This is a genomic window from uncultured Chitinophaga sp. (assembly GCF_937898475.1).
In the GTDB taxonomy this organism is placed as follows: Bacteria; Bacteroidota; Bacteroidia; order Chitinophagales; family Chitinophagaceae; genus Chitinophaga.
Window position 1 is genome coordinate 159,104 of record NZ_CALEJS010000012.1, and the last position, 23,313, is coordinate 182,416.

A 23,313-nucleotide genomic window follows, 5' to 3' on the forward strand; every position below is an offset into this window, starting at 1 on the left:
CTCAAACTTAAAACCTCAAACTTAAAACTATGAAACGCATCTTTCTTTCCATATTCCTCTTCTCCGCAACGCTTGCTGCGTTCGCACAAACCATCCCTTCCCCCAAGGAACACTTTGGCTTCGCCATTGGCGACGATTATCAACTCGCCAATTACACGCAAACATCCGCCTATTTTAAAAAGCTGGCCGCATCAGACCGTGTAGAGCTGGTAGACATCGGCCAGACAGAAGAGGGGCGGCCGCAATACATGCTCATCATCTCATCAGCACAGAATATCAAACAACTGGCCCGCTACAAGGAGATCTCCCAAAAACTGGCCCGCGCAGAAGATCTCAGCATAGACCAGGCCCGTGCCCTCGCCAGTGAAGGCAAGGCCGTAGTATGGATAGACGGCGGACTGCACGCCAACGAAGTAGTAGGCACTCACCAGCTGATAGAAACCGCCTGGCAGCTGACCAGCCGTACCGACCCGGAAACCATGCGCATCCTTGACAACGTGATCGTGCTGATGACGCATGCTAATCCCGATGGACAGGAGCTCGTATCCAACTGGTATATGCGTAATCCTGATCCGAAGAAAAGATCCACCGATCATCTGCCGGTTCTTTACCAGAAGTACATCGGGCATGATAATAACCGCGACTTCTACATCATGAACATGAAGGAAAGCTACAATATGGGTAAGCAGCTTTTCCTTGAATGGATGCCGCAGATCATGTACAATCACCACCAACGTGGTCCTGAAGGGTCTGTATTAGCGGGCCCTCCTTACCGTGATCCCTTCAACTACTTCTTTGATCCGCTGATGATCACCGGTATTGATGCACTCGGCGCCGCTATGTATAACCGCCTGAATGCTGAAGACAAGCCCGGCTTCACCCGGTTGAATGGTTCCAGCTTTTCTACCTGGTATAATGGCGGTTTGCGTACCACTACGCAGTATCACAACATGATCGGGTTGCTGACGGAGATCATCGGTAACCCCACACCGGAGAAGATACCCGTAGTGCCCAACCGTCTCATCCCCAACGGCGCTACACCTAACCCGGCACGCCCGCAGGCGGAGTGGCATTTCCGTACTTCAATAGATTACTCCGTTTCGCTGAACTATGCCGTGCTCGATTATGCTGCCCGTCAGCGCGACCAGGTACTGTTCAATATTTATAAGATGGGTAAGAATGCTATTGATCGTGGCAGCCAGGATTCCTGGACACTTTCTCCGCGGCATTCCGAAGCCATCACTGCTTCCTATAAGCGTGCACAAGGTAAGGACGGTGAAAAAGATGATGGCGGCGATCCTTATGGCTGGATGAGACGCGGCAGCGCCATCGATATGAAGTATTACGATGCGGTCTATAAAAATCCTGATCTCCGCGATCCGCGTGCATACATTCTTTCAGCAGATCAACCTGATTTTGCAACCGCTGTAAAGTTCATCAACGCACTGATAAAAACAGGTATTGCCGTGCACAAGGCCACTGCTCCTTTCACGGTAAATGGAAAACAATACCCCGCAGGTTCTTACATCGTGAAAACTGCGCAGGCTTTTCGTCCGCATGTACTGGATATGTTTGAGCCACAGGATCATCCGAATGATTTTCAGTACCCCGGTGGTCCTCCAATCCGCCCGTATGATGCAGCCGGCTGGACCCTGGCTTTCCAGATGGGTGTGCAGTTTGATCGTATCCTGGAAGGTGTAGAAGGGCCCTTTCAACGAGTGCCTTACGGCCAGCTGCAGGATCCGCCTCCTGCTACAGTTGCTGCGGATGCTACTGCCGGTTACCTGCTGAATGCACATGAGAACAATGCTTTCACGGCCGTGAATGATCTGCTGAAAGCAGGCGTGAAGGTATTTCGTTTGCCACAGGGAACAGCAGAGATGCCGCCCGGCACCTTTTTCGTTCCCTCCGGGGCAAAAGCAAAGGATATCCTACAACAGGCCGCCACCAGATCAGGTGTAAAGGTAAGCGGTGCTAAGAAGAAACCCTCCGGCGCCGTGCAACTGGAAGCAAGCCGTATCGCTCTCTGGGACACCTACGGCGGATCTATGCCTTCCGGCTGGATACGCTGGATGATGGAGCAGTATCATTTTCCTTTCAGCGTCATCTATCCAAAGGATATAGATACCGGCGGACTGCGCAAAAAATACGATGTGATTATCTTCGTATCCCGCGCCATACCGCCTGTATCCGGAACAGAAACAGGTCGTTATGGTTTTATGATGAGAGAGCCAAAGCCCGAAGATATTCCTGTGCAATACCACCATACATTAGGCAAGATCACAAAAGAAAAATCTATTCCCCAGCTGAAAACCTTCCTGGAAGAAGGCGGTTCCGTTATTACCATCGGCAGCAGCACCAACCTGGCATACCATCTCGGTTTGCCAGTGCACAATGCCCTCGCAGAAACAGATAAGGATGGAAAGGAAAAACCGCTGCCCGGTACCAAGTACTTTATTCCCGGCAGTATTTTACAAGCCAGCTTTGATAGTACACAGGCCATTGCCTGGGGCATGCCTTCTGTGGCAGATATAAATTTTGATAACAGTCCCGTGTTTAAACTGGATGCCGGCGCAGCAGAGAAAGGTATTAAACCGGTGGCCTGGTTTGCCACTGATAAACCGCTGCGCAGCGGCTGGGCCTGGGGGCAGTCTTACCTGAAAGATGGGGTGGCGGCCTTTGTAGCGCCAGTGGGTGCGGGTAAATTGTACGCTTTTGGTCCGGAGATCACTTTCCGTGCCCAACCGCACGGTACGTTTAAATTATTGTTTAATGGATTATACCAGATGAAGTAGGAGGTAACTTAATTGCGGAATCAAAAAGGCCGTTACCTGGGAACAGGAACGGCCTTTTATAAATAATTTTACACCTTTTCCGCCAGCACCTTTCCCAAAGTCACCCCAATCTCCTCCGGCTTTCTCCCCAGCAACTGCTCCAGCGCCGGATCTTCCGCGTCAAACTCTCCTGCGCCCAGCGAGCCTGCTACGCCAGCCATCACGGAAATATAGTGCTCCGGAATACCCGCCTTCTTCATTCCGGCTTCCAGTTCTTCCAGGGAGACAGGTATATAGTTAAGCTGCTTACCTGTTATGCCGCTCACTATCGCTGCTATTTCAGATAAAGCATGCGCCTTGTTGCCTGTGATCTCGTAAATTTTGTTCACATGCTTAGCCGGTTCTGCCAGCACATTGGCCAGTGCTTCCGCCATATCCGTGCGGGATGCAAAATTAGCCTTTGCTTCACCCGCCGCATAATACCACTGACCGGTGGTCAGCGCATTGCCCATGAACACCGGCAGTACTTCGGTATAATAGGTGTTCCTGAACACGGTATACGAGAGGCCTGATTTTTTAAGGTATTCTTCTGTATGGTAATGATCAATCCCCGCTGTAAATTTCGAATCCGGTTTTGATTTTAATACACCGGTGTAGATAATATGCTTTACGCCATTTGCCCTGGCTGCATCAATGGCATTGATATGCTGCTGCAGCCGGTTCTCCATGGATCCTGATGAGATCAGCAGTAAGGTTTCCACTCCCTTAAATGCAGTGGCCAGTGACGCAGGGTCATTATAATCGCCGGGTCTGAGTGATACACCCAGGCTTTTGAGCGATTCACCCTTTGAGAGATCTCTTACTAATGCCGCTACTGATCCGGCGGGAACTTTCTTAACCAGGAAATTTAAAGTGGCTTGACCAAGGTGTCCTGTTGCACATGTTACTAATATCATACTGTAATATTTTTCGACAAATTTGAGCTATGTTTGCTATAGATAGTATAGCAGTATACCAAAGTATAGCGCTATACTTTAGTATAGTGTACCCTTAATCAGCAGTATATGGAACCAATTACAAAACGGCTGGAAGCGGATAAAAGATGCCCCACTGAATATGTGCTTGCCATCCATGATACCATGAACGTACTGAGCGGAAAGTGGAAGCTGCGTGTACTCGCCGCCATACTGAAAGGAAGCCGGCGCTTTACAGAAATACAGCGCAGGATACCCGGCATCACTCCCCGTATGCTCTCAAAGGAACTGAAAGACCTGGAAATGAACGGTATGATAAAAAGGATGGTCGATAACAATACTTTCCCGGTAACTGTTGAATATGAGCTCAGCCCTGCGGGCGACTCCCTGGCGGAAGTATTGGATGTGATGGTGGCATGGGGCTTAAAACACCGGAAAGAGATGATGGGCGAAAGCAGCGCCATGGTTCATTCCTGAAAACGGTAACTGTCATGGGTGTCATAATCTATCCCATGTTTCTGCTTCAGTGTTTGTATATACTTAAGTGTACGCATGGTATGAGGACTGGCCACCCCATCACCCGCTATTTCAAGCGTATGCAGCAGTATTTCCTCCATACAGCTGTTCAGGCTCATACGTTTATGCTCCGCGAGGTCCTGCATCAGGGCAGCCAGGCGTTTCTCCAAACGAAGGGAAACATCTATCCGTTCAATTTTCACGGCAGGGCCTGCACTATATATATAATGTCCAAACCCCAGTTCATTCCCCCAGGGGTCTTTTACGCGGTAATCCCGTAAACCATAGTCACGGTCAGCCGGTGACTCCACTACCGTTACGCCGTTGGATATATGAAAATCAAATAGTTCCTCCGCATCACTCACCACAAAGTACGCTGCGCTGGCGGGCGCTCCGGGACCGTTGGCGGACAGGTGTACAGACACTTCTCCCAGGTTCACTCCCGCAAATTTCGGCGGGTCTCCCCAGGTAAAGCCCAGCTTAAAACCCAATTGCCGGGTGTAATAGTCAATGGCCGCGCTTACATCGCTCACGGGCATCAGCGGAAATACGCTTCCGCAGCTTACTTCAGGTGGGATTTGGGAGGGCATAACAGGGATTTTACCAAAAGATACAGGTTTCTCCGATAAAAAGCATGTTAACACTTCCATTCCTTCCATTGTTAAATTATAAATTTAACTATATGAACTTTTTTCGAGCAATTAATTGAAAAATGACATAGTTTGTCTCTAAAAATATACTTTTAAATAGTTTTTATCTTAAAAACACTTACGTATTTTGTGCGAGGAACCAAAATCTAGTACGTAGGTACTAATTTAAAAACTAACGTTGCTATGAAAGTTACCTGTCTGATGCTAACCAGCCATTTATGCATTGCCCACCTTGCCCTGGCAGGAGGTAATATGCCGGAGACCCCTCCGGAACGGAAGATCTCTTTACCTGATACCGCTGCGAAAGCGGTATATGTTACTGACACTACAAAAGTTGCCGCCGACCGTAACCTGTTACCGGAGATCCCGGATTTCCCGGAACTACGTAGGTACTCTTATCTGAAGATGAACAGAAAGGCGGTCCTCAGCGACTCGCTTCCCTTTAAGCCATCTATCCAGGTAGGGGCCATTATTCACATGTTCGCTACGGCAGAACAGGATGGCTTTACCAACCCCCACGGCGCGGCTTCGCCTACTTCCTGGAAAAGGGGTTTTACCCTCTACCGGGCACGTGTATTGGTGGGGGCACAGCTTACGCCCAAGGCCAGCTTCTTTATGGAAACGGAACTGCCCTCCGCAATCGGCGGCCCTAACGCTGACAGCACCAAGAACGTGAAAGTAGCGCCTATTATACTGGACGCCCAGTTCCAGTACAATTTCTGCGATGCCTTCCAGATCATCGCCGGTCAGCAACTGGTATCCAACAACCGTAACGGTTTGCAGGGTGCTGCTGCGCTGCTGACCAACGATTTCTCCTTCTTCCAGTACCCTTACAACCTTTTTGAGAACAGTCCCCTGCAGGGCAACTTTGGCCGCGATCTCGGCGTCAACGCGCGCGGTTTCCTGTTCAGGGATAAGTTTGAATACCGGGCAGGCGTTTTCACCGGCCGTAATATAGACGGTAAAGGTCCCCTGCGCCTGGTAAGCCGCGTTGCCTACAGCTTCCTGGACCCCGAAAAGGATTACTATTACGCAGGCACCAACCTCGGTAAAGGCAATACGCTTACCTGGGGCGCTGGCGTCGATAAACAGGGCTCTTATTACAGCCTGAGCACAGATGTGTTCCTGGATAAGCCGCTGTCTGACGCAGGATCTCTTACCCTGAGCGGCGCCTTTCAATACATGACCGGCGGTACGGATGTGGATTCAAAATATTCTTTTGTATCGCTCATTCCCAAACAAACCGTACAGTTTCTCGAGCTGGGATATTATTTTAAGAAAGCAAAACTGCAGCCCTGGGTAAAGTTTGAGAACCAGGATATCTCTGCAGATGCGGTACAAACGGGCGGGCTTGACAAGGATGCCTTTAATAAGATCAGCTCCAGCACCGTATACGGCGGCGGTATCAATTACTTTTTCAATGGCCTGGGTACCAACCTGCGCCTTTCGTATACCGCCCGTTCCTACAATGTAGCCGGCGCCGAAGGATTTGATAAGAAAACCTACGGCCAGGTATGGGCACAGGTACAGATTTTCATTTTCTAAGAACCAAAATCATTTCACTATATAAAACGCATTACAATGATCGCTTCTTTTAAAAAACTGATGATAGGGTTAACTGCCTCTCTGTTGTTGTTAACTATTGCGTCCTGTAATTCCGGTAATAAATCATCTGCTGCGGACGATAATGCCAGCGCCAACACCGTTAAGATCGGTGTGCTGCACTCACTCAGCGGCACCATGGCTATTTCTGAAGTGTCCTTACGCGATGCCGTGCAGATGGCGGTAGATGAGATCAACGCCAGCGGCGGTGTGTTGGGCAAGAAGATAGAGCCGGTGATCGTAGATCCCGCATCTGACTGGGACCTCTTCGCAGAGAAATCAAAGGAACTGCTGACAGATAAAAAAGTAGCGGCTGTATTTGGTTGCTGGACTTCCGTGTCCCGCAAATCCGTGCTGCCGGTGTTTGAAGAGAACAACGGCCTGCTGTTCTATCCCGTACAGTATGAAGGGGAGGAGAGCTCCAGGAACGTAGTCTACTCCGGCGCTACGCCCAACCAGCAGCTGATCCCTGCTGCAGATTACCTGATGAGCGCTGAAGGCGGCAACTACAAAAGGTTCTACCTGCTGGGCACCGATTATGTGTTTCCCCGCACTGCCAACAAGATCCTGAAGGCATACCTGCTTTCAAAAGGTATCGCCAAAGAAGATATCATTGAAGAATATACGCCGTTCCATCACCAGGATTACCAGACCATCGTATCCAAAATAAAGAAGTTTGCAGTGGGTGGTAAAGCCTGTGTATTGTCTACCATCAACGGCGATTCCAATATTCCTTTCTACAAGGAATTTGCTAACCAGGGCCTTACCGCCGCTACCTGTCCCATTATGGCGTTCTCTGTTGCGGAAGATGAGCTGCGCGCGATGGATACTGAATTCCTGGTAGGTCACCTCGCGGCCTGGAACTATTTCCAGTCAAACGATTCTCCTGAGAACAAAAAATTTGTAGCGCACTTCAAGGCATACTGTCAGAAAAAGAACCTGCCCGGCGGGGCAGAAAGGGTAACAGACGATCCTATCTGCTGGGCTTATACTGATGTATATCTCTGGGCAAAAGCGGCAGAGAAAGCCGGTTCTTTTGATGTTGATAAAGTACGCAGTGCATTACTGGGACTGTCTTTCGATGCGCCTGCAGGTACGGTGAAAATGGATGATAAGATCAATCACCTCGCTAAATCTGCAATGATCGGTGAGATCAAACCCGACGGACAGTTCAACGTGATCTGGAAATCGCAGGGACTTATTACTCCCCAGCCTTTCTTTACACTGGATGCTACCGCTAAAAACTAAGTTGAAACTATAGGGAAGAAATGAATACGGGAATCAGATTAATACTATGTTTGCTGTTATCCTTCCTTTGGCTGGGTACAGCTTACGCGTCAGACGACAAGGTCGGCTCATGCATGCAACAGGTACTGTATCCACAGAACGATGAAATGCGTGCGCAGGCTTTGTCGGCACTGGCTTCCTTAAAGCCCTCTTCTTCCGTTCTCCGTTTCCTGGAAGCTGTGAACAGCAACAGCCTTTATTTATATAAGGATAAGGCGGTCACCCTGGGAAGCAAAAAGAGGAACGGCGCCGAAGATGTGTATTTAATATACCAGCTATACCCGGAGCAGATGGTACTGCTGGATGCAGATGCGCAGCCCTTAATGCTGCCTGTTACTGCCCTGCAGCAGGTGCAGATTAGCCGCCCGCATCGGTTGTTGCTGGCGCCTTTATCCTCCTGGATAGGCATCTTCAGTATGGATCCGCAGAAACGTACCATGGCTTACGGCCAGGTGCGGGCCGTTTCAGATACAATGCTGATCAATGCATTGCCGCTGGCGCTGGAAAACGAAACAGATGCTTCGGCTTTGCGTGCGGGCAAAGAAGCCTGGTATGCCCTCCGTTTAAATAATGCCGCATCAGCGCAGACAGCCAAGCTGCTGATAGATTCGCTGGAAACTAACGGGGGCGATAATGCCACCGCACGTTTACGCGCCTACGCAAAGAAAGCCGGTGTTCCGCAGGAAGCGGCAGTTTATGCATCCGCCAAAGCAGACAAGCTGGATAATCATTATGCCTGGCTGCAACGTGTACAGCACCTGTTCAGCGGTATCAGCCTGGGAAGCATACTTATCCTGGTGTCGCTGGGCCTGGCTATTGTATATGGTTTGGCGGGTATCATTAACATGGCTCACGGAGAGTTCCTGATGATAGGGGCTTACGCTACCTATTGTACGGAAATGCTTTTTAGCAATGTGCTGCATGTTCAGAACAGCAACTGGTTCTTTATCACCGCGCTGCCGGTGTCATTTATCGCTGCCGGCTTAATGGGCCTGTTCCTGGAATGGCTGATCATCCGCCGTTTGTATGCACGTCCCCTGGAAAGCCTGCTGGCTACCTGGGGCGTCAGCCTGGTGCTGATACAAACCGCCCGCACCATCTTTGGCGATCTCACCGCCGTAAAGCTGCCTGATATGCTGGCCGGCGGATGGCAGGTATCGCCGCACCTGGTGCTGCCTTACAACCGCATCTTTATCATCCTGCTCACCATTGTGGTAGTGGTAGCGCTATACGGTATGTTATTCCGCACCCGCATCGGTATGCAGATACGGGCGGTTACACAGAACCGCAGCATGAGCGCCTGCCTGGGTATAGATACCCGCCGTGTAGATGCGTTTACGTTCTTCATTGGCGCCGGCCTTGCCGGGTTGGCAGGTTGCGCCATGACACTGATCGGTAACGTGGTGCCGGATATGGGCCAGACCTACATCGTGGATTCCTTCCTGGTGGTGGTAACCGGGGGCGTAGGCAAACTGATAGGTACCATCACTGCGGGATTAGGTATCGGCATTTTCTCCAAAGTGCTGGAAGCCCTTTTCCAGGCCGTGTATGGAAAAGTGCTCATCCTGCTGCTGATCATGATCTACATGCAGTTTAAACCAAGGGGCTTGTTCCCTGATAAAGGAAGGATCGCTGAAGAGTAATAACAAAACTATTTTAACATGCCTGATAAATCATCTAAACTGGTCACCCTGCTATTTGTGTTGTTCTTTGCAATAGTGCTGCCGGCCGGTCATCTCATGGGCATTGTCTCCATCAATACCATTTCACTGTGGGGCAGGTATTGCTGCTTTGCCATTGCTGCGCTGGGAATAGACCTGATCTGGGGTTATACCGGAATCATGTCTATGTGCCAGGCCTTCTTTTTCTGCCTGGGCGGCTATTGCATGGGAATGCACCTCCTGCTGAAAGCTACTGCCCTGCAGGGACAGGAGCTGCCAGACTTTATGGTCTGGAACAACTTTTCTTCACTGCCCGCATTCTGGCAGCCTTTTCATGGCTTTGTTCCGGCGGTGGTACTGGCGCTGTTGGTACCGGCTGTCATTGCTTTTGTGATCGGTTTCTTTGTGTTCAGAAGCCGTATCAAAGGCGTTTACATGGCCATTATTACGCAGGCCTTTGCCCTGGGTATGTACCTGTTGTTTCTCCGTAACGAAACAAAATTAGGCGGCACCAACGGGCTCACTAATTTCAAGGCCGTGCTGGGTTTTGATCTTTCTTCATCTAATACCAAGCTGGCATTATATTTTGCTACCGTGGCCATGCTCTGTATTTCATATATCCTCTGCCGTAAGATGATGGCTTCCAAATTCGGGAAGGTACTGCAGGCTATCCGCGATAGCGAGCCCCGTGTGGGTTATACCGCTTACCGGGTATTGAATTATAAGCTGGCGGTCTTTGTTGTGGCGGCGGTGTTAGCGGGCCTGGCGGGAATGCTGTATGTGCCGCAAACCGGTATTATTACGCCCGGCCGTATGAGTGTTACTTCATCCGTTGAAATGCTGATGTGGGTGGCATTAGGAGGCCGCGGTAAGCTGAAAGGCGCTATCATCGGCGCATTGCTGGTGAACTGCCTTTACAGCCTTTGTACCAGTCTTTTCCCGGAAGGGTGGCTGTTTGTGCTGGGTGTTCTTTACATACTGACGGTATTGTATTTCGATAAAGGTTTTACAGGATTGTTTGACAAGTTCGCTGCCCTGCTGCGTAGCCGGCGGAAAGCGGTTGTGGAAGGAGTGCCTTCCCCGCACGCAGAAAATACAAGGGTCTCCCATCCCGCTATGGCAAGGAGCAGTGAAGGGAATTGAGCGCTGTGCGAAGAAACCGTCTTGCAATGCCTTTAATAAACGTGAATTATGTTATTAGAAGTAAATAATCTCTCCGTTTCCTTTGGTGGCGTTCAGGCCCTCAACCTGTCGCATTTCCAGCTGGAAGACAAAGAGCTCCGCGTGGTCATCGGACCTAACGGCGCGGGTAAGTCCACTTTTATGGACATCCTCTGCGGAAAAACAAAACCCGATACCGGCGAAATATTATTCAACGGTAAAGCCACCAATGGCCTTACCGAGGTGGAAATAGCAGAACTGGGCATTGGCCGCAAATTCCAGAAGCCCAGCGTCTTCTCCAGCCTCACGGTGTTCGAGAACATGACGCTGGCCGCCCGCATGAAAAAGGACGTTTTTTCATCACTCTTCTTTAGAATGACGCCAGCATTTAAAAAGCGCATTGTTGCAGTGGCAGAACGGGTAGGCTTAGCGGGTGTGCTGGATAAACAGGCCGGCGCACTTTCTCACGGGCAGAAACAGTGGCTGGAGATCGCTATCGTTGTACTGCAGGATCCGAAGCTGCTATTGATAGACGAACCTGCCGCCGGCATGTCTGACCGAGAAACAGAGCGTACCGGTGAGCTGTTGCTGGAGCTCTCCAAAGAACACGGCGTGATTGTCATTGAGCACGATATGCATTTTGTCCGCCAGATCGCCAATAATCGTGTAAGCGTACTGGTGAACGGTAAACTATTGATGGAAGGCGCTTTCGAGGAAGTCAGGAATGATCAGCGAGTGATCGACTGCTACCTCGGAAGGGCAAACGCGCAACTGGAAAAACTATAAAGTATGAAAGATGCAAATATCCTGTCGCTTAACGGAGTAAAGGCGGCCTATGGCGAAAGCACCATTTTGTGGGGCGCCAGTCTTGCGGTAAAGAAAGGAGCGATCACCACCGTGATGGGGCGCAACGGTGTAGGTAAGACCACCCTGCTGAAAACGGTGATGGGACTGGTGAAAGCGCGGGAAGGACGTATACTGCTGAACGGACAGGACATTACCAACTGGCCCTCGCATAAAATAACGAGAGCGGGTATCGGGTATGTACCGCAGGGCAGGGAGATATTCCCCAAGCTGACGGTCTACGAGAACCTGAAACTGGGGATGGAAGCAGCTGCTGCCAATAAACCTGCTTTCGCAGAGGAGGAGATCTATGCGCTGTTCCCCATCCTGAAAGAATTTCGCCGCCGCCTGGGCGGTAACCTCAGTGGGGGGCAGCAGCAGCAGCTGGCCATAGCCCGGGTGCTGATCAGCGGGCCGTCCCTGTTATTGCTGGATGAGCCGACTGAGGGCATTCAGCCTTCCATTGCTATTGAAATAGGGAACATCCTTCGCCAGCTGGCGGAAGAGAAAGGTATTGCCGTGTTGCTGGTAGAGCAGAAGATAGATTTTGCCCGGCAGGTAACCGATTATTTTTATTTCATGGAAAGGGGAAAGATGGTCAAAGAAGGAGAGGCGGTAAGCCTGGATTTCAGGGAATTGCAGGAACATATTGCGGTGTAGTGACATCCATCTTCCAAAGTCATCATCAGGCTTGCAGATCAAGACTTAAATCTCTATATTTAAAAGGATGAATCACGACCTGGGCATCATATCAGAGGACCGTAAGCTCTTCAAGTACTTTACCATCCGTTATGGTATTGCACTTACTTTTATTGCTGTACTGTCTATACTGAGCCAGGTCCGCATCCAGCAACACCTTAACCGTTCTATGGACGACTCGCACGTGATCAATTTCGCGGCGCGGCTCCGTACCTACAGTCAGATACTGAGCAAAGCAGCCCTGCAGCTGCAGAACGGGGTGGAATTTGAGAGCAACGGCAAAGAGTTTGTAAACACCCTGCGGCAATGGGAAAAAGCCCAGGAAGGCCTGCAGGCGGGCAGTAAGTTCCTGAACCTGCCCACCGAAGATATGGAGGAGATCAACGAAATGTTTGAGCTGATCAGCCACCCACGTGCGGAGATCATGCGCGCCGCCGAACATATTGTTACCATCCTCGATACGGCCAGGCCCTTCAACCCGGAGCTGATCCGCCCTTACGTTAAGACCATCATGGATTATGAGCAGTCCTACCTCCTGGGAATGGACCTCATTGTATTTGATTACGACCGTTTCTCCAAAGAACGCATCCGCCAGCTGAAGCAGATTGATTATCTCATGCTGAGCCTTGTGCTGCTCACCCTTTTGCTGGAAGCCGCCTTTATCTTTTATCCCATGGCAATCCATATCAAGAAAGTGGTACTGGGACTGGTATTTTCAGAAGAAAGGGCCAAGACCTTAAAAGACGAACTACAGGCGGCCAATGACCGGATGGAGAAGTCGTACAACGAGCTGCGCGAAATGAACTTCGCGCTGGATAAGGCCACCTATCTCGTAAAAACAGATCCTAGGGGAAACATCATCTACGCCAACGATAAATACTGCCATCTTACCAAATACACCATGTCTGAGCTGCGTAATAAGCCGGTGTTCTATAATAACATGGGCGGTAAGGAAAGCGTGATCTATGATCACATCCGCGATGATCAGAAACGGGAAGAAGTATGGCAGGACGAGATATTTGACTACGCTTCAGATGGTACCGGTTTCTGGCTGGATGTAACGCTGATCCCCGTGTTTGATAATGCGGGCAGTCTTTATCAGTACCTGATCATCGGCAACGATATTACCAACCGTAAAAATACGGAGCGGGAGAACCGGATGCTGACGGAAGAAAAAATGCGCCGTGAAGGAGTGGAGCAGAAGATCAAATCTTACGCCATTATCAACGGGCAGGAGAAGGAGCGTAAGCGTATAGCCGCCGAAATTCACGACGGCATTGGCCAGATGCTCACCAGCCTTCGTATGAAGCTGGAGCAGATACAGGACCGCAATGCTACGCCCGATCCGGAAGTGGTGATGGTCAACAATATGCTGTCGAAGCTCATTACCGAAACGCGCCGCATCTGTTCAGACCTTATGCCCAGCGTACTGGAAGACTTTGGTCTTCGTTCTGCCATAGACGATCTTGTAAAAAGCGTGAAAGATGCGGATCGCAAAATGGAGGTGCTGGTGGATGCCAATATACGCGTATCGCCGATGTCGCGCGAGCTGGAGATGAGTGTTTACCGCATCCTGCAGGAAGGGCTGAATAACGTGGTTAAACATTCGCAGGCGTCCCTGGTGGAGATCTATGTAGACACCTCCGGCGATTACCTGAATATGATGATAAAGGACAATGGTAAAGGCTTTTACTTCAATAAACATCAGCTGCACCTGAGAGAGCTGGCCCGTAAGATGAACGGTATACGCGGCATGAAGGAACGGGCAGAATTGCTGAACGGTGCATTTAACATTAGTACAGAACCTGGAAAAGGGACAATTATACAATTAGAAATACCTTTATAACTATGAGCACAAAAATGAAGGTCTTTTTGGTGGATGACCACGAAATATTCCGCAATGGCTTGAAGCAACTGGTAGACAGCGAGCCAGATATGGAAGTGGTGGGTGAGGCCGGCGATGGAGAAACTGCCCTGCAGCTGCTGCATACCGTTGCTCCGGATGTGATCATTATGGACATCCGTATGCCGGGGATCAATGGTATAGAGACCAGCGAGGCAATATTGAGCCGTTTGCCGCAGGCAAAGATCCTTTTCTTCAGCTTGTATGATAGTCCCGATTATGTGGCCAAAGCGCTGGAAATGGGCGCAAGCGGTTACATCCTGAAAGATACCAGCAACAAGATCTTCCTGAATGCGATCCGCACGGTATACGGGGGCAAGTTTTACTTTATAGGTGATGTAACGGATGTACTGGTGAAGAAGTACCTGGATATGCGTAATGCCACCGGCCATAAAACCGTGTCTTATGCAGATATTTCGCTCTCCAAACGCGAAGAGCAGATACTGCGGATGATAGATAATGATCTGAGCAATAAGGAGATTGCCGAATCGCTGAATGTGAGCATCCGTACCATTGAGGCGCACCGTTTGAATATTTTGCGTAAATTTCAGACCAATAATATCGAGGAAGTGCTTGCTTCCTGCAAAGAAGCCGATCTTTTAAAGTAATTGAATGCTATGATTGTAACATTGATTGTGCTCATGTGTTTGTTTTGCCTGGGGGTGGTAAGCTGGGCGGTGATGAGTATTAACCAGCGGTCCAGGGAGTGGAGTAAGTTTGATGAATAGTGGCGGGGCAGAGCTGTCAGCTTGCACGGCACATCTGTCATCTTACACGGTACATCTGTCATCTTACATGACACATCTGTAATCTTACATTGAACACCTTCGATCTGTCACACTACATCTGTCATCTTACACGGCACATCTGTCAGCTTACATGACACATCTGTCATCTTACATTGAATACCTTCGATCTGTCAGGGTTGTTTGGTTATCTTCCGGGGCGGATTGACCGTCTTGCCGGAAATATTAACCCTATGGGAGGGGAGCTTAACCAGGGCGCGGTGAAGCTATTGTTGTTTCCTGTATATTTCGCAGTATTGCCAGAGGTTTTGGAAGGTTTCGTTTAAAATGGCTGCAATTTTGTCTTTCTCTGCGTTGCTGATTCCTTTAGCATCCCTGGCTTTCCGGTAAAAGGCGGGTGTGCTCCAGGAGCATTCTTCGAAGATTTTGTTCCGGAAGGTAATGGGCAGTTCCATGAGCCGGGAGTAGATGTCGTTAAGGATGTTTTCCGGGGCGGGGTTGGATAAGTTGTTCATACGTTGGAAGAAGGCCTGCGATGCCTTTACCAGCTATTTGCTTCCTATCCGGGCTTTTATGGTGCTATGCCAAAAGGATACGACGAGGAGTGACTAATTCCGGCGGCTTTCCCTGCTACTTACATATCCATCACAACATCCGTCAATTCTCTCCCCAGGGCCCTCGTATCTGTAGGTTCAGAATTCGTCAATATTATAATCGTTGTTCTTTCCTCCGGCAACCGGTAATACATCGCCCTGAAGCCTGGCAGCACACCACCGTGGTAAACTACCTTCCGGTTCTTATAAGTACTGACATACCACCCGTATCCGTAGCTAAACGATACACCATTGTCAATACCGCCAGTGGTAGTGGTATCCGTCCACATTTGATCCCAGTTGTCCCGCGATAAGATCTTTCCGCCCTGTATCAGCATCTCCCATTTTACCATGTCATCGATATTCGATAAAAAAGCCCCGCTGGGTCTCAGGGCAACGTAATTCAGTGCATTTACCACGGTGTCTTTGCCCGCATTCACGTAACCATTGGCCCGTCCATAGACCATATCTTTTAATGATGTTACCCTTGTTGCCATCAGGCCGTTCTTTTCAAAGATCTCCTGCTTCATATAGTCTGCAAAGCTTTTTCCGCTGATTTGCCTGATAATATCTGCCAGCATGAAATATCCCAGGTTGCAATATTGCCATTTGCTACCTGTTGGGAAAACCAGTGAATCTTTATATGCGGCCCTGATAACGAAGGAATCGGGCTGTATCGCCATTGGGTCAAAAGCCGGTGATTCTCTTTTCAGGCCGGAGCTATGGTTCAACAGGTGCCGGATAGTGATTTTGCCCCAATGCGGCGGTGCGTCCGGAAAGAATTTAGTGGCCGGATCATCCAGCTGTAGCTTTCCTTCCTGTATAAATTGCAGGATAGCCACAGCAATGATATGCTTGCTTATAGAGCCCACCTTGAAGACGGTACTGGTTGTAACGGGGATGTTCAATTCAAGATTTGCGTATCCGTAACCTTTGGTCTTAATTACTTTTCCATCTTTTATGATTCCTACAGCGAAACCTGCAATACGTTCTCTCGACATACTGTTTTCAATGAACGTATCAATCCGGTCCTTTTGTGCAAATAAGCTGAGGGGTGAGATCAGTAATAAGCAGGAAAAGACAAAAAGGAGGGAGGGGATGGGTGAAATGTTGTTAGCAGAGGGGCGCATGTTTGGGTGTTTTATGATATCATCAGGGTTATTGAATTCATTAATTTATATAAATATAGGAAGTTGTAGCTGGTCTTTCGGACCGGCGGGCGCTAAACTTTATGACCGGTACATTTTATTTCCAGGCAATGGCTATTCATCTATTTCGCTCGCACCCTGCTTCATTTGCTGCAATACTTCTTCAAACGCTTTCGGTGATATGCCATATTCTTTTGAAAGCGCAATGGCTTTCTCTTCGAGACGTATAGCCTTCTCCCGGTTTTTTTGCTGCTTGTATAGTAGTCGCGCAAAAGTATCCATCGCCTGGGGAAGCTCACAAAAGTCATTGGCGTGAGCTGCCCAACCGAGTGCTTTTTCCAGTAGCTCAGGCTTGTCTGTAAGGGTATATAGACGCCAGGCGCCATTATTTAGTTCACCGCAATAATATTGGGCGGTGCGCACAAACGGAAACACTATCCTCGATCCATTTTTCGCGCTAGCGAGACGGTTTTTCATCATCCTGGAAAGCGCTAAAGAATCGCTTCTTTTTATGGAATCTGCGGATATGGTCATGTAATAGTTATCGTAGTATGGGAGGGCTGTGTCTTTGAGATGATCCGCCTGTTAATCTCAATACGCTCATCCAGGGGAAGGCTGTACCAGGCTTGGCGGAATAAATCAGGATTGTTCCGGAGTATGGCGTCAGCGCGCGACATTAATACAGGGCTCAATTGAATGATACGCTGCAGTACAGGCAGTTTTGCCAGTGAGTCTGGCGGTAGTTGTGTGACATATTGATCCAATAGCGAATCAATAGCATAATTGAGCGCATTCCTGGTTTTTATTAGCTTATATAATGCTGCGGTGCTCAATTTATCAGTTGCTGCTGCCGCTTCTAATTGTCTGATCGCGATGCCGTTTTCTTTCTGCCTGTATGCGATCTCTGCTTCTCTTATATAATCGGTAGTATGGGAAGAGCTTCCGTTAAAGCGATGTATTAATGTACCCTGCTTATCCAGGAATAAAACCATATTTTTTCCTGCCGCTTGGTAGGTTTGTTGTAGCATTACGCTTTCAGGATGGTCTGCACCTATGCGGAGAACAACAAACCTTGACGAAAGATATCTTCTCAGCGCATCGTCTTTCAGGGCCATGTCTGCAACCTGATTGCAGGTAGCGCACTCCCGGGCGTCCATCATCAGGAAGATCATTTTATTGTTTTCTGCAGCAGCGGCAAGTGCTGACTCAATGCTTGCTTTTTCGCTCAGGAACTGACCCATGGAAAAAAGGGGAAGGAAGGCAGACAGGATAGCTGATAACAGGGGTTTATTCATGATTTGGGATATTTATAGCGCTATGCAATTAATCACTTTTATTTCTGCCAAAGGGTTAATAAATGGTTAATAGGAGGGCTGGTTAGCAGGCGGTCTGCGTGGAACCGTTTTATAGGGTGTCAATACCGGATCGTTGCTAACCTGTTCTGCTACCGGGTGCATAACCGCTTCCAGTGATACAGATTGTCCTTTCTTCACAGTAAACTCAGCAGTTTTGATCTTGCCAAATCCAAGGGCTGCGATAGACAAATAGTATCTTCCGGGAAGCACCATACAGCTGAACCGGCCCTTTGGGTCTGGCCCGATTGATGCTTTATACCCGCTGGTGTCCAGCTTAATCAGCTGTAGCGCTATAAGGGCGTTGTATTCTGTTGAATCTGTATCTACTGCCCTGATGTTGCCCTGGATGAATACACTGTCTTTTTTATTGGCTGAAGGTTGTATAGATAATACGTAGCCGCTGCCGTCAGGTTTACTGCCCGTAATCTGCTTTACCGGATTACAGGCAGTAAACACAATAAGACATACCAGGTAACGAATGAGTTTCATGGGATATTTTTATTGCGCGCAATTACACAATTTTAGTTCCCAAAAAGGGTTAATAAGTAGTTAATAAAAATGACAAAAAACCAGTGTGGTGGCTGATTATATACAATATATCAATGTGTAAAAGATGATCTTTTTGTAATAGTCAGGTTCTTGTTCATTCATCCATTAACTACACCTTGAAAATTATTATTTCAAAAATATTATTCCACCTTAAAATGACATCAGCATTTTTATTTTAATGCTACAATACCTTCTTCGCCACCCACAGCGTATCATACTTCCTATGGAACCTGAACTCCTTTGCCCCCATCACCAGCTGCTTAATTACCCAGGTAGGCCCCAGCTCCTCCCTGTCCTCATAAAAATCATGAAATGCTATATATCCTCCAACGGTCACTTTCGGTGCATACCATTCAAAATCAGCTTTACATCCGGGAATAGAATGATCGCCATCTATAAACAGGAAATCAATCTTCTCAAAATCACTATGAAACTGATGAGAGTACCCTTGCTTTATGATGATCTTCTTCAACACTTCCAGTCCCTCCATATTTTTCCTGAACTGTTCCAGCAAATTGTTATCCCCCTTTTTATGCAGGTATATTTCCCTGCTACCTTCATCCGCACCCGCATCTGCATTAAAGGGATCGATGGCGTACACATTGCCGGACCGTAAGCCTTTTGAAAGACAATATGTACTCTTCCCCTGCCAGCTGCCGATTTCCACCACCGTAGCATTCCGCGGCAGCTTTCGTGCCGTGAGATAAAGTCCCAGCGCTTCACTGTCGGTCAGCCAGCCGTCCAGGTCACGGAAGGCGCTTATCTTCTTTAATGCTGCTTTTTCAATCAGTTGCCGGATCATAGTAATGGTTGTTTGCGCTAAGGAATTTACAATTAATTCTTCAAGTTGACCTGTTTTAATGCCGGTGGGTATGCGCCTGCCAATCCGTTCTCTCCGCTTCAAAGATTAACACCTCTTCTCTTGCAATCCATTGCAAAAAGTTGTACTTTTTACCGCCAGTAATCTATCCACGAATAACACGTATGAAAAAACTATCCATCTTATTACTACTATTCGTCATTTCTACCGCCGCCATTCCTCCCGGATTCCACTGGAAAAACATCCGGGTGCTGGTATATACGAAGAATGGCCAGGGTTACGTGCATCAGAACATTCCCGCTGCTGTGGCCGCAATCCGGCAGCTGGCTCGGGAGCACGGCTTCCAGGTGGATGTGTCCGATACGCCTGCCGACTTTACAGACGCCAACCTGCGGAAATATAATGTCCTCATCTTTGCCAATACCAATAACGATGTTTTTCATACAGATGCCCAGAAGCTTGCTTTGATGCGCTTCATCCAGGCAGGCGGCGGTTTTGTAGGCATCCACTCTGCGGTGGGCACAGAACGGAAGTGGCCCTGGTTCAAACGGATGGTGGGCGCCACCTTTGTACGTCACCCGCCATTCCAGCCGTTGAAGGAAATAATTATAGACGCTGACCATCCGTCTACTGCTTTTTTGCCGAAGATATGGGAGCTGTCTGATGAATGTTACTTCGTCAGGGAAGTCAATCCAGACATCCATGTTCTCGCAGTGCACGATCTCTCCGGCATCAATGATAAGGAAAAGCCAGACTTCTATGGTGCTGTTTTCCCTTCTGTATGGTGCCATGAATTTGATGGCGGCCGTCAATGGTACACCGCCCTCGGGCACGACCCAAAGATCTATGCTGACCCTACCTTTCAGCGCCACCTGCTGGGCGGCCTGCAATGGGTACTCAGCAAACAAACTAAACTGGATTATTCCAAAGCCCGGGCGGTAAGTCCGGATGACCCGTTGCCCTATTGAACGTTTGAAGTTTGAAGTTCGTTGCATGTTGGAAGTTCGGTACAACTATGCCTTTAAAGCAGGACTGTCCTGAACCTTTAACGTTTAACAAACCTCAAACTTTAAACCTCAAACGTTAAAACCCATAAACGCTCAGATATGAAGAACCTTTCCTCCAGGCGAAAATTCCTCAAAGACTCCGTTAAAGGCGCCGGTGCGCTGGCACTCACTTCTTTTCCCGCCATTGTTCCCGCGCATGTGTTAAGCGGCCCGCTTGCCCCCAGTAACCGTATTAATGTGGGCGCCATTGGTAATGGCCGTATCTCCCGCGGACATGATATGCCCGGTGTATGGAATCATGATCTGGCCCGGATCATCGCCGTATGCGACCTTGACAGTAAACGGCTGGATGCGGCTAAACGCCTGGTCAATGAGCATTACACAAAGAAAACCGGTAAAGCCTACGATGGAGTAAAAACGTATACCGACTACCAGGAGCTCCTCGCTGATAAAGATATTGACGCTGTTATCATCAGCACGCCTGATCACTGGCATGTTATTCCTGCCATCCACGCCGTACGTGCGGGTAAGGATGTTTACATGCAAAAGCCCGCTTCGCTTACCATTGCCGAAGGCCGTGCCCTGAGTGACGAAGTGCATCGCAGCGGAAGGATATTGCAGATCGGCAGCCAGCAACGCTCTATGCCGCAGTTCAAACGCGCCTGTGAGCTGGTGCGCAACGGCCGCATCGGTAAACTGCATACGGTATACGTAGGTCTTCCGATAGATGATCCCGGGGAAAGTACCGTTGAAAAAGAAATGCCCGTACCCGCTGGTCTTGATTACGAGAAGTGGCTGGGCGAAACACCTTATGTTCCCTACACTTTAAAAAGGGTACACCCGGCAGATGATTTCTCCCGTCCCGGATGGCTGCGTTGCGAACAATTTGGTGCAGGGATGATCACCGGATGGGGCGCTCATCATTTTGATATTGTAAATTGGGGAATGGATACGGAATATACGGGTCCGGTAGAGATTACCGCCAGTGCTGAGTTCCCGCCGGCAGGTCACCTGTGGGATGTACACGGACCTTTTAAATCGGAAACCATCTTCGGTAACGGGGTTAAAGTGCTTGCCAGCAATGAATATCCCAACGGCGTGAAATTCGTTGGCTCCGATGGCTGGATCTTCGTTACCCGCGGCAACTATACGGCCACTGCCAGTGATCCGGGATCTAAAGTTAAAAAAGATAAAGCGCTAGACGCCAGTGATCCGCGTATACTCGATTCCGTTATAGGGCCCGATGAAATACATCTTTATGAAAGTAACGACCACCATGGTAACTGGCTGGAGAGTATCGCCAGCCGCCGGCAGCCTATTACCCCCATAGAAGTGGGACACCGCGCCTGCACTGTTTGCCTGCTTAATCATGCCGCCATGAAGCTGCAGCGCAAACTCTACTGGGATCCGGTAAAGGAACGCTTTAAAAACGATGACGAAGCCAACGCCATGCTGACCCGTCCGCAGCGCTGGCCGTATACCTTAGATTAGTGGCGTCATTGGAGAGGAACCGCAAAGCCCGGCGCGAGGCGCGACGAAGCAATCTTTTATCATCAAATTCAAACAACAAACTAATCATACGAATGAATCACCTGAAACTCATTTCACCTCTTCTTCTCCTAACCGCCATGAACTATGCATGCAACTCCGGTGCTACTGATGCAAACAGCAAAGACAGCACCGCTTCGGAAATCAGGCTTGTTACCCTGGACCCCGGCCACTTCCACGCGGCCCTCGTTCAGAAATCCATGTACCCCGGTATAGATTCCGTTGTACATGTTTACGCACCCGATGGTCCTGAACTGCAGGAACAGCTGCGCTTTATCGATCAGTACAACACCCGCGCCGATGCGCCCACCCACTGGCATGAAGAGATCTACAAAGGCCCTGACTTCCTCGAAAAGATGGTGGCCGACAAGAAAGGCAATGTGGTAGTGATGGCGGGCAATAATCAGCGCAAAACAGAATACATTCAGCAGGCCGTTGCCGCGGGGATGAATGTCCTGGCAGACAAGCCCATGGCCATCAGCTCCGCCGGTTTTGAGAAGCTGCAGCAAACCTTCGCAGATGCAAAGGAAAAGAAAGTGCTGCTCTATGATATTATGACCGAACGCTCTGAGATCACCAACATCCTGCAGGGCGAACTCTCCCGCATAAACGAAGTCTTCGGCGAACTGCAGAAAGGCACTGAAAAAGATCCCGGGGTGGTAATGGAAAGCGTTCACCACTTTTATAAATATGTTTCCGGCAAGGCCCTTAAACGCCCGTCCTGGTTCTTCGATCCTGAACAACAGGGCGATGCGATTGTAGATGTAGGTACGCACCTTGTAGACCTGGTGCAATGGGAATGTTTTCCCGGCGTAGCCCTTGATTATAAAACGGACATCCAGCTGAAGGCCGCCCGCCGCTGGCCTACCCCGGTAACTTTGTCGCAGTTCAGCACCATCACCGGACTGGATAGTTTTCCCTCTTTTTTACAACCATATGCAAAAGATACCCTGTTGAATGTGGCCGCCAATGGAGAAGCCACCTACACCCTCAAAGGGGTGCATGTAAAAGTGGCCGCCTTATGGCGCTACGCCGCACCAGAAGGGGGAGGAGATACCCACTATGCGCTATTCCGCGGTACTAAAAGCAACCTGGTCATCCGCCAGGGTAAGGAAGAAAAGTATGAGCCTACCTTGTATGTAGAACCGGTGGCCGGTAATAATACCCCTGCTTTTGAAACGGCTTTGCAGGAAGCATTGAAACAGCTGGAAGCAAAATACCCCGGAGTGGGAACAGAGAAGAGCGCCAAAGGCTGGAAGATCACCATCCCGGCTGCATATAAGAACGGGCATGAAGCGCACTTTGCCCAGGTAATGGAACGCTACCTGCAATACCTGAAAGATGGTAAGCTGCCCGATTGGGAAGTACCCAACATGCTTGCCAAATACTATACTACCACCAAGGCGCTGGAAATGTCGAAAAGCCATTAGCCATTAGCTGCTGGCTGTTAGCTGCTAATAGCCAGCAGCTAACAGCT

General features: G+C 49.2%; 21 protein-coding genes. 13 read left to right on the plus strand and 8 right to left on the minus strand.

The genetic code is table 11. The annotated features are described in order from the left end of the window. Positions 1-29 precede the first annotated feature (29 nt). Positions 30-2,795 carry a M14 metallopeptidase family protein gene (locus Q0577_RS04045; RefSeq protein ID WP_298733061.1) on the plus strand — a complete coding sequence of 922 codons (2,766 nt, stop codon included), beginning with the start codon at positions 30-32 and terminating at the stop codon, positions 2,793-2,795. A gap of 68 nt (positions 2,796-2,863) precedes the next feature. On the opposite strand, the gene Q0577_RS04050 is transcribed toward Q0577_RS04045, so the two are convergent. Continuing rightward, a complete protein-coding gene (locus Q0577_RS04050; RefSeq protein WP_298733063.1) occupies positions 2,864-3,730 on the minus strand; it encodes an SDR family oxidoreductase in 867 nt (288 codons plus the stop codon). A gap of 108 nt (positions 3,731-3,838) precedes the next feature. Here Q0577_RS04050 and Q0577_RS04055 point away from each other — a divergent pair, with 108 nt between their 5' ends. Beyond that, positions 3,839-4,225, plus strand: a complete 387-nt coding sequence (locus Q0577_RS04055) for a helix-turn-helix domain-containing protein (protein WP_298733065.1) — start codon at positions 3,839-3,841, stop codon at positions 4,223-4,225. On the opposite strand, the gene Q0577_RS04060 is transcribed toward Q0577_RS04055, so the two are convergent. After that, positions 4,216-4,854, minus strand: coding sequence for a VOC family protein (locus Q0577_RS04060; RefSeq protein WP_298733067.1), 639 nt, complete (start codon positions 4,852-4,854; stop codon positions 4,216-4,218). The genes Q0577_RS04055 and Q0577_RS04060 overlap by 10 nt on opposite strands. Positions 4,855-5,097: 243 nt before the next feature. Here Q0577_RS04060 and Q0577_RS04065 point away from each other — a divergent pair, with 243 nt between their 5' ends. The 8 genes from Q0577_RS04065 (at position 5,098) to Q0577_RS04100 (ending at position 14,678) form a co-directional block, all read left to right on the plus strand. Continuing rightward, on the plus strand, positions 5,098-6,459 hold the full coding sequence (locus Q0577_RS04065) for a hypothetical protein (RefSeq protein WP_298733069.1): 1,362 nt from the start codon (positions 5,098-5,100) through the stop codon (positions 6,457-6,459). 36 nt (positions 6,460-6,495) lie between these two features. Then, a complete protein-coding gene (gene urtA / locus Q0577_RS04070; RefSeq protein ID WP_298733070.1) occupies positions 6,496-7,764 on the plus strand; it encodes an urea ABC transporter substrate-binding protein in 1,269 nt (422 codons plus the stop codon). Between the two features lie 113 nt (positions 7,765-7,877). Then, complete coding sequence (gene urtB / locus Q0577_RS04075) at positions 7,878-9,446, plus strand: urea ABC transporter permease subunit UrtB (protein WP_298733072.1); 1,569 nt, start codon at positions 7,878-7,880, stop codon at positions 9,444-9,446. An 18-nt stretch (positions 9,447-9,464) separates the two neighbouring features. Then, positions 9,465-10,607 (plus strand): urea ABC transporter permease subunit UrtC, encoded by a 1,143-nt coding sequence (gene urtC, locus Q0577_RS04080; RefSeq protein ID WP_298733074.1) that lies wholly within the window; start codon positions 9,465-9,467, stop codon positions 10,605-10,607. A 48-nt stretch (positions 10,608-10,655) separates the two neighbouring features. Continuing rightward, positions 10,656-11,411, plus strand: a complete 756-nt coding sequence (urtD, locus tag Q0577_RS04085; protein ID WP_298733075.1) for an urea ABC transporter ATP-binding protein UrtD — start codon at positions 10,656-10,658, stop codon at positions 11,409-11,411. A gap of 3 nt (positions 11,412-11,414) precedes the next feature. Next, entirely contained in the window at positions 11,415-12,128 is a 714-nt protein-coding gene (urtE, locus tag Q0577_RS04090) for an urea ABC transporter ATP-binding subunit UrtE (protein WP_298733077.1), read from the plus strand. Between the two features lie 67 nt (positions 12,129-12,195). Beyond that, on the plus strand, positions 12,196-14,013 hold the full coding sequence (locus Q0577_RS04095; protein ID WP_298733079.1) for a histidine kinase: 1,818 nt from the start codon (positions 12,196-12,198) through the stop codon (positions 14,011-14,013). 2 nt (positions 14,014-14,015) lie between these two features. Beyond that, entirely contained in the window at positions 14,016-14,678 is a 663-nt protein-coding gene (locus Q0577_RS04100) for a response regulator transcription factor (protein WP_298733081.1), read from the plus strand. 404 nt (positions 14,679-15,082) lie between these two features. Here the strand turns inward: Q0577_RS04100 and Q0577_RS04105 are convergent, their stop codons facing one another. From Q0577_RS04105 to Q0577_RS04130, 6 genes are all read right to left on the minus strand, one after another. Beyond that, positions 15,083-15,331 carry a hypothetical protein gene (locus tag Q0577_RS04105; protein WP_298733083.1) on the minus strand — a complete coding sequence of 83 codons (249 nt, stop codon included), beginning with the start codon at positions 15,329-15,331 and terminating at the stop codon, positions 15,083-15,085. A gap of 119 nt (positions 15,332-15,450) precedes the next feature. Beyond that, positions 15,451-16,539 carry a serine hydrolase domain-containing protein gene (locus Q0577_RS04110; RefSeq protein ID WP_298733086.1) on the minus strand — a complete coding sequence of 363 codons (1,089 nt, stop codon included), beginning with the start codon at positions 16,537-16,539 and terminating at the stop codon, positions 15,451-15,453. Positions 16,540-16,671: 132 nt separating this feature from the next. Next, positions 16,672-17,091, minus strand: a complete 420-nt coding sequence (locus tag Q0577_RS04115) for a hypothetical protein (protein WP_298733088.1) — start codon at positions 17,089-17,091, stop codon at positions 16,672-16,674. Continuing rightward, positions 17,088-17,852, minus strand: a complete 765-nt coding sequence (locus Q0577_RS04120) for a thioredoxin family protein (RefSeq protein ID WP_298733090.1) — start codon at positions 17,850-17,852, stop codon at positions 17,088-17,090. The genes Q0577_RS04115 and Q0577_RS04120 overlap by 4 nt, the downstream gene beginning before the upstream one ends. A 66-nt stretch (positions 17,853-17,918) precedes the next feature. Continuing rightward, on the minus strand, positions 17,919-18,401 hold the full coding sequence (locus Q0577_RS04125) for a carboxypeptidase-like regulatory domain-containing protein (protein WP_298733092.1): 483 nt from the start codon (positions 18,399-18,401) through the stop codon (positions 17,919-17,921). A 241-nt stretch (positions 18,402-18,642) separates the two neighbouring features. Then, positions 18,643-19,263, minus strand: a complete 621-nt coding sequence (locus tag Q0577_RS04130) for a class I SAM-dependent methyltransferase (RefSeq protein ID WP_298733094.1) — start codon at positions 19,261-19,263, stop codon at positions 18,643-18,645. Between the two features lie 182 nt (positions 19,264-19,445). Here Q0577_RS04130 and Q0577_RS04135 point away from each other — a divergent pair, with 182 nt between their 5' ends. The 3 genes from Q0577_RS04135 (at position 19,446) to Q0577_RS04145 (ending at position 23,266) form a co-directional block, all read left to right on the plus strand. Further along, positions 19,446-20,249, plus strand: a complete 804-nt coding sequence (locus Q0577_RS04135; RefSeq protein ID WP_298733096.1) for a ThuA domain-containing protein — start codon at positions 19,446-19,448, stop codon at positions 20,247-20,249. 138 nt (positions 20,250-20,387) lie between these two features. Beyond that, entirely contained in the window at positions 20,388-21,779 is a 1,392-nt protein-coding gene (locus tag Q0577_RS04140; RefSeq protein ID WP_298733098.1) for a Gfo/Idh/MocA family oxidoreductase, read from the plus strand. A 92-nt stretch (positions 21,780-21,871) separates the two neighbouring features. Beyond that, a complete protein-coding gene (locus tag Q0577_RS04145) occupies positions 21,872-23,266 on the plus strand; it encodes a putative oxidoreductase C-terminal domain-containing protein (protein WP_298733100.1) in 1,395 nt (464 codons plus the stop codon). Positions 23,267-23,313: the final 47 nt, after the last annotated feature.

Bases quoted from the DNA above. Each gene is read 5' to 3' on its own strand.
- Q0577_RS04045 (WP_298733061.1), top strand. From the start codon at position 30: ATGAAACGCATCTTTCTTTCCATATTCCTCTTCTCCGCAACGCTTGCT.
- Q0577_RS04050 (WP_298733063.1), bottom strand. From the start codon at position 3,730: ATGATATTAGTAACATGTGCAACAGGACACCTTGGTCAAGCCACTTTA.
- Q0577_RS04055 (WP_298733065.1), top strand. From the start codon at position 3,839: ATGGAACCAATTACAAAACGGCTGGAAGCGGATAAAAGATGCCCCACT.
- Q0577_RS04060 (WP_298733067.1), bottom strand. From the start codon at position 4,854: ATGCCCTCCCAAATCCCACCTGAAGTAAGCTGCGGAAGCGTATTTCCG.
- Q0577_RS04065 (WP_298733069.1), top strand. From the start codon at position 5,098: ATGAAAGTTACCTGTCTGATGCTAACCAGCCATTTATGCATTGCCCAC.
- urtA (WP_298733070.1), top strand. From the start codon at position 6,496: ATGATCGCTTCTTTTAAAAAACTGATGATAGGGTTAACTGCCTCTCTG.
- urtB (WP_298733072.1), top strand. From the start codon at position 7,878: ATGCAACAGGTACTGTATCCACAGAACGATGAAATGCGTGCGCAGGCT.
- urtC (WP_298733074.1), top strand. From the start codon at position 9,465: ATGCCTGATAAATCATCTAAACTGGTCACCCTGCTATTTGTGTTGTTC.
- urtD (WP_298733075.1), top strand. From the start codon at position 10,656: ATGTTATTAGAAGTAAATAATCTCTCCGTTTCCTTTGGTGGCGTTCAG.
- urtE (WP_298733077.1), top strand. From the start codon at position 11,415: ATGAAAGATGCAAATATCCTGTCGCTTAACGGAGTAAAGGCGGCCTAT.
- Q0577_RS04095 (WP_298733079.1), top strand. From the start codon at position 12,196: ATGAATCACGACCTGGGCATCATATCAGAGGACCGTAAGCTCTTCAAG.
- Q0577_RS04100 (WP_298733081.1), top strand. From the start codon at position 14,016: ATGAGCACAAAAATGAAGGTCTTTTTGGTGGATGACCACGAAATATTC.
- Q0577_RS04105 (WP_298733083.1), bottom strand. From the start codon at position 15,331: ATGAACAACTTATCCAACCCCGCCCCGGAAAACATCCTTAACGACATC.
- Q0577_RS04110 (WP_298733086.1), bottom strand. From the start codon at position 16,539: ATGCGCCCCTCTGCTAACAACATTTCACCCATCCCCTCCCTCCTTTTT.
- Q0577_RS04115 (WP_298733088.1), bottom strand. From the start codon at position 17,091: ATGACCATATCCGCAGATTCCATAAAAAGAAGCGATTCTTTAGCGCTT.
- Q0577_RS04120 (WP_298733090.1), bottom strand. From the start codon at position 17,852: ATGAATAAACCCCTGTTATCAGCTATCCTGTCTGCCTTCCTTCCCCTT.
- Q0577_RS04125 (WP_298733092.1), bottom strand. From the start codon at position 18,401: ATGAAACTCATTCGTTACCTGGTATGTCTTATTGTGTTTACTGCCTGT.
- Q0577_RS04130 (WP_298733094.1), bottom strand. From the start codon at position 19,263: ATGATCCGGCAACTGATTGAAAAAGCAGCATTAAAGAAGATAAGCGCC.
- Q0577_RS04135 (WP_298733096.1), top strand. From the start codon at position 19,446: ATGAAAAAACTATCCATCTTATTACTACTATTCGTCATTTCTACCGCC.
- Q0577_RS04140 (WP_298733098.1), top strand. From the start codon at position 20,388: ATGAAGAACCTTTCCTCCAGGCGAAAATTCCTCAAAGACTCCGTTAAA.
- Q0577_RS04145 (WP_298733100.1), top strand. From the start codon at position 21,872: ATGAATCACCTGAAACTCATTTCACCTCTTCTTCTCCTAACCGCCATG.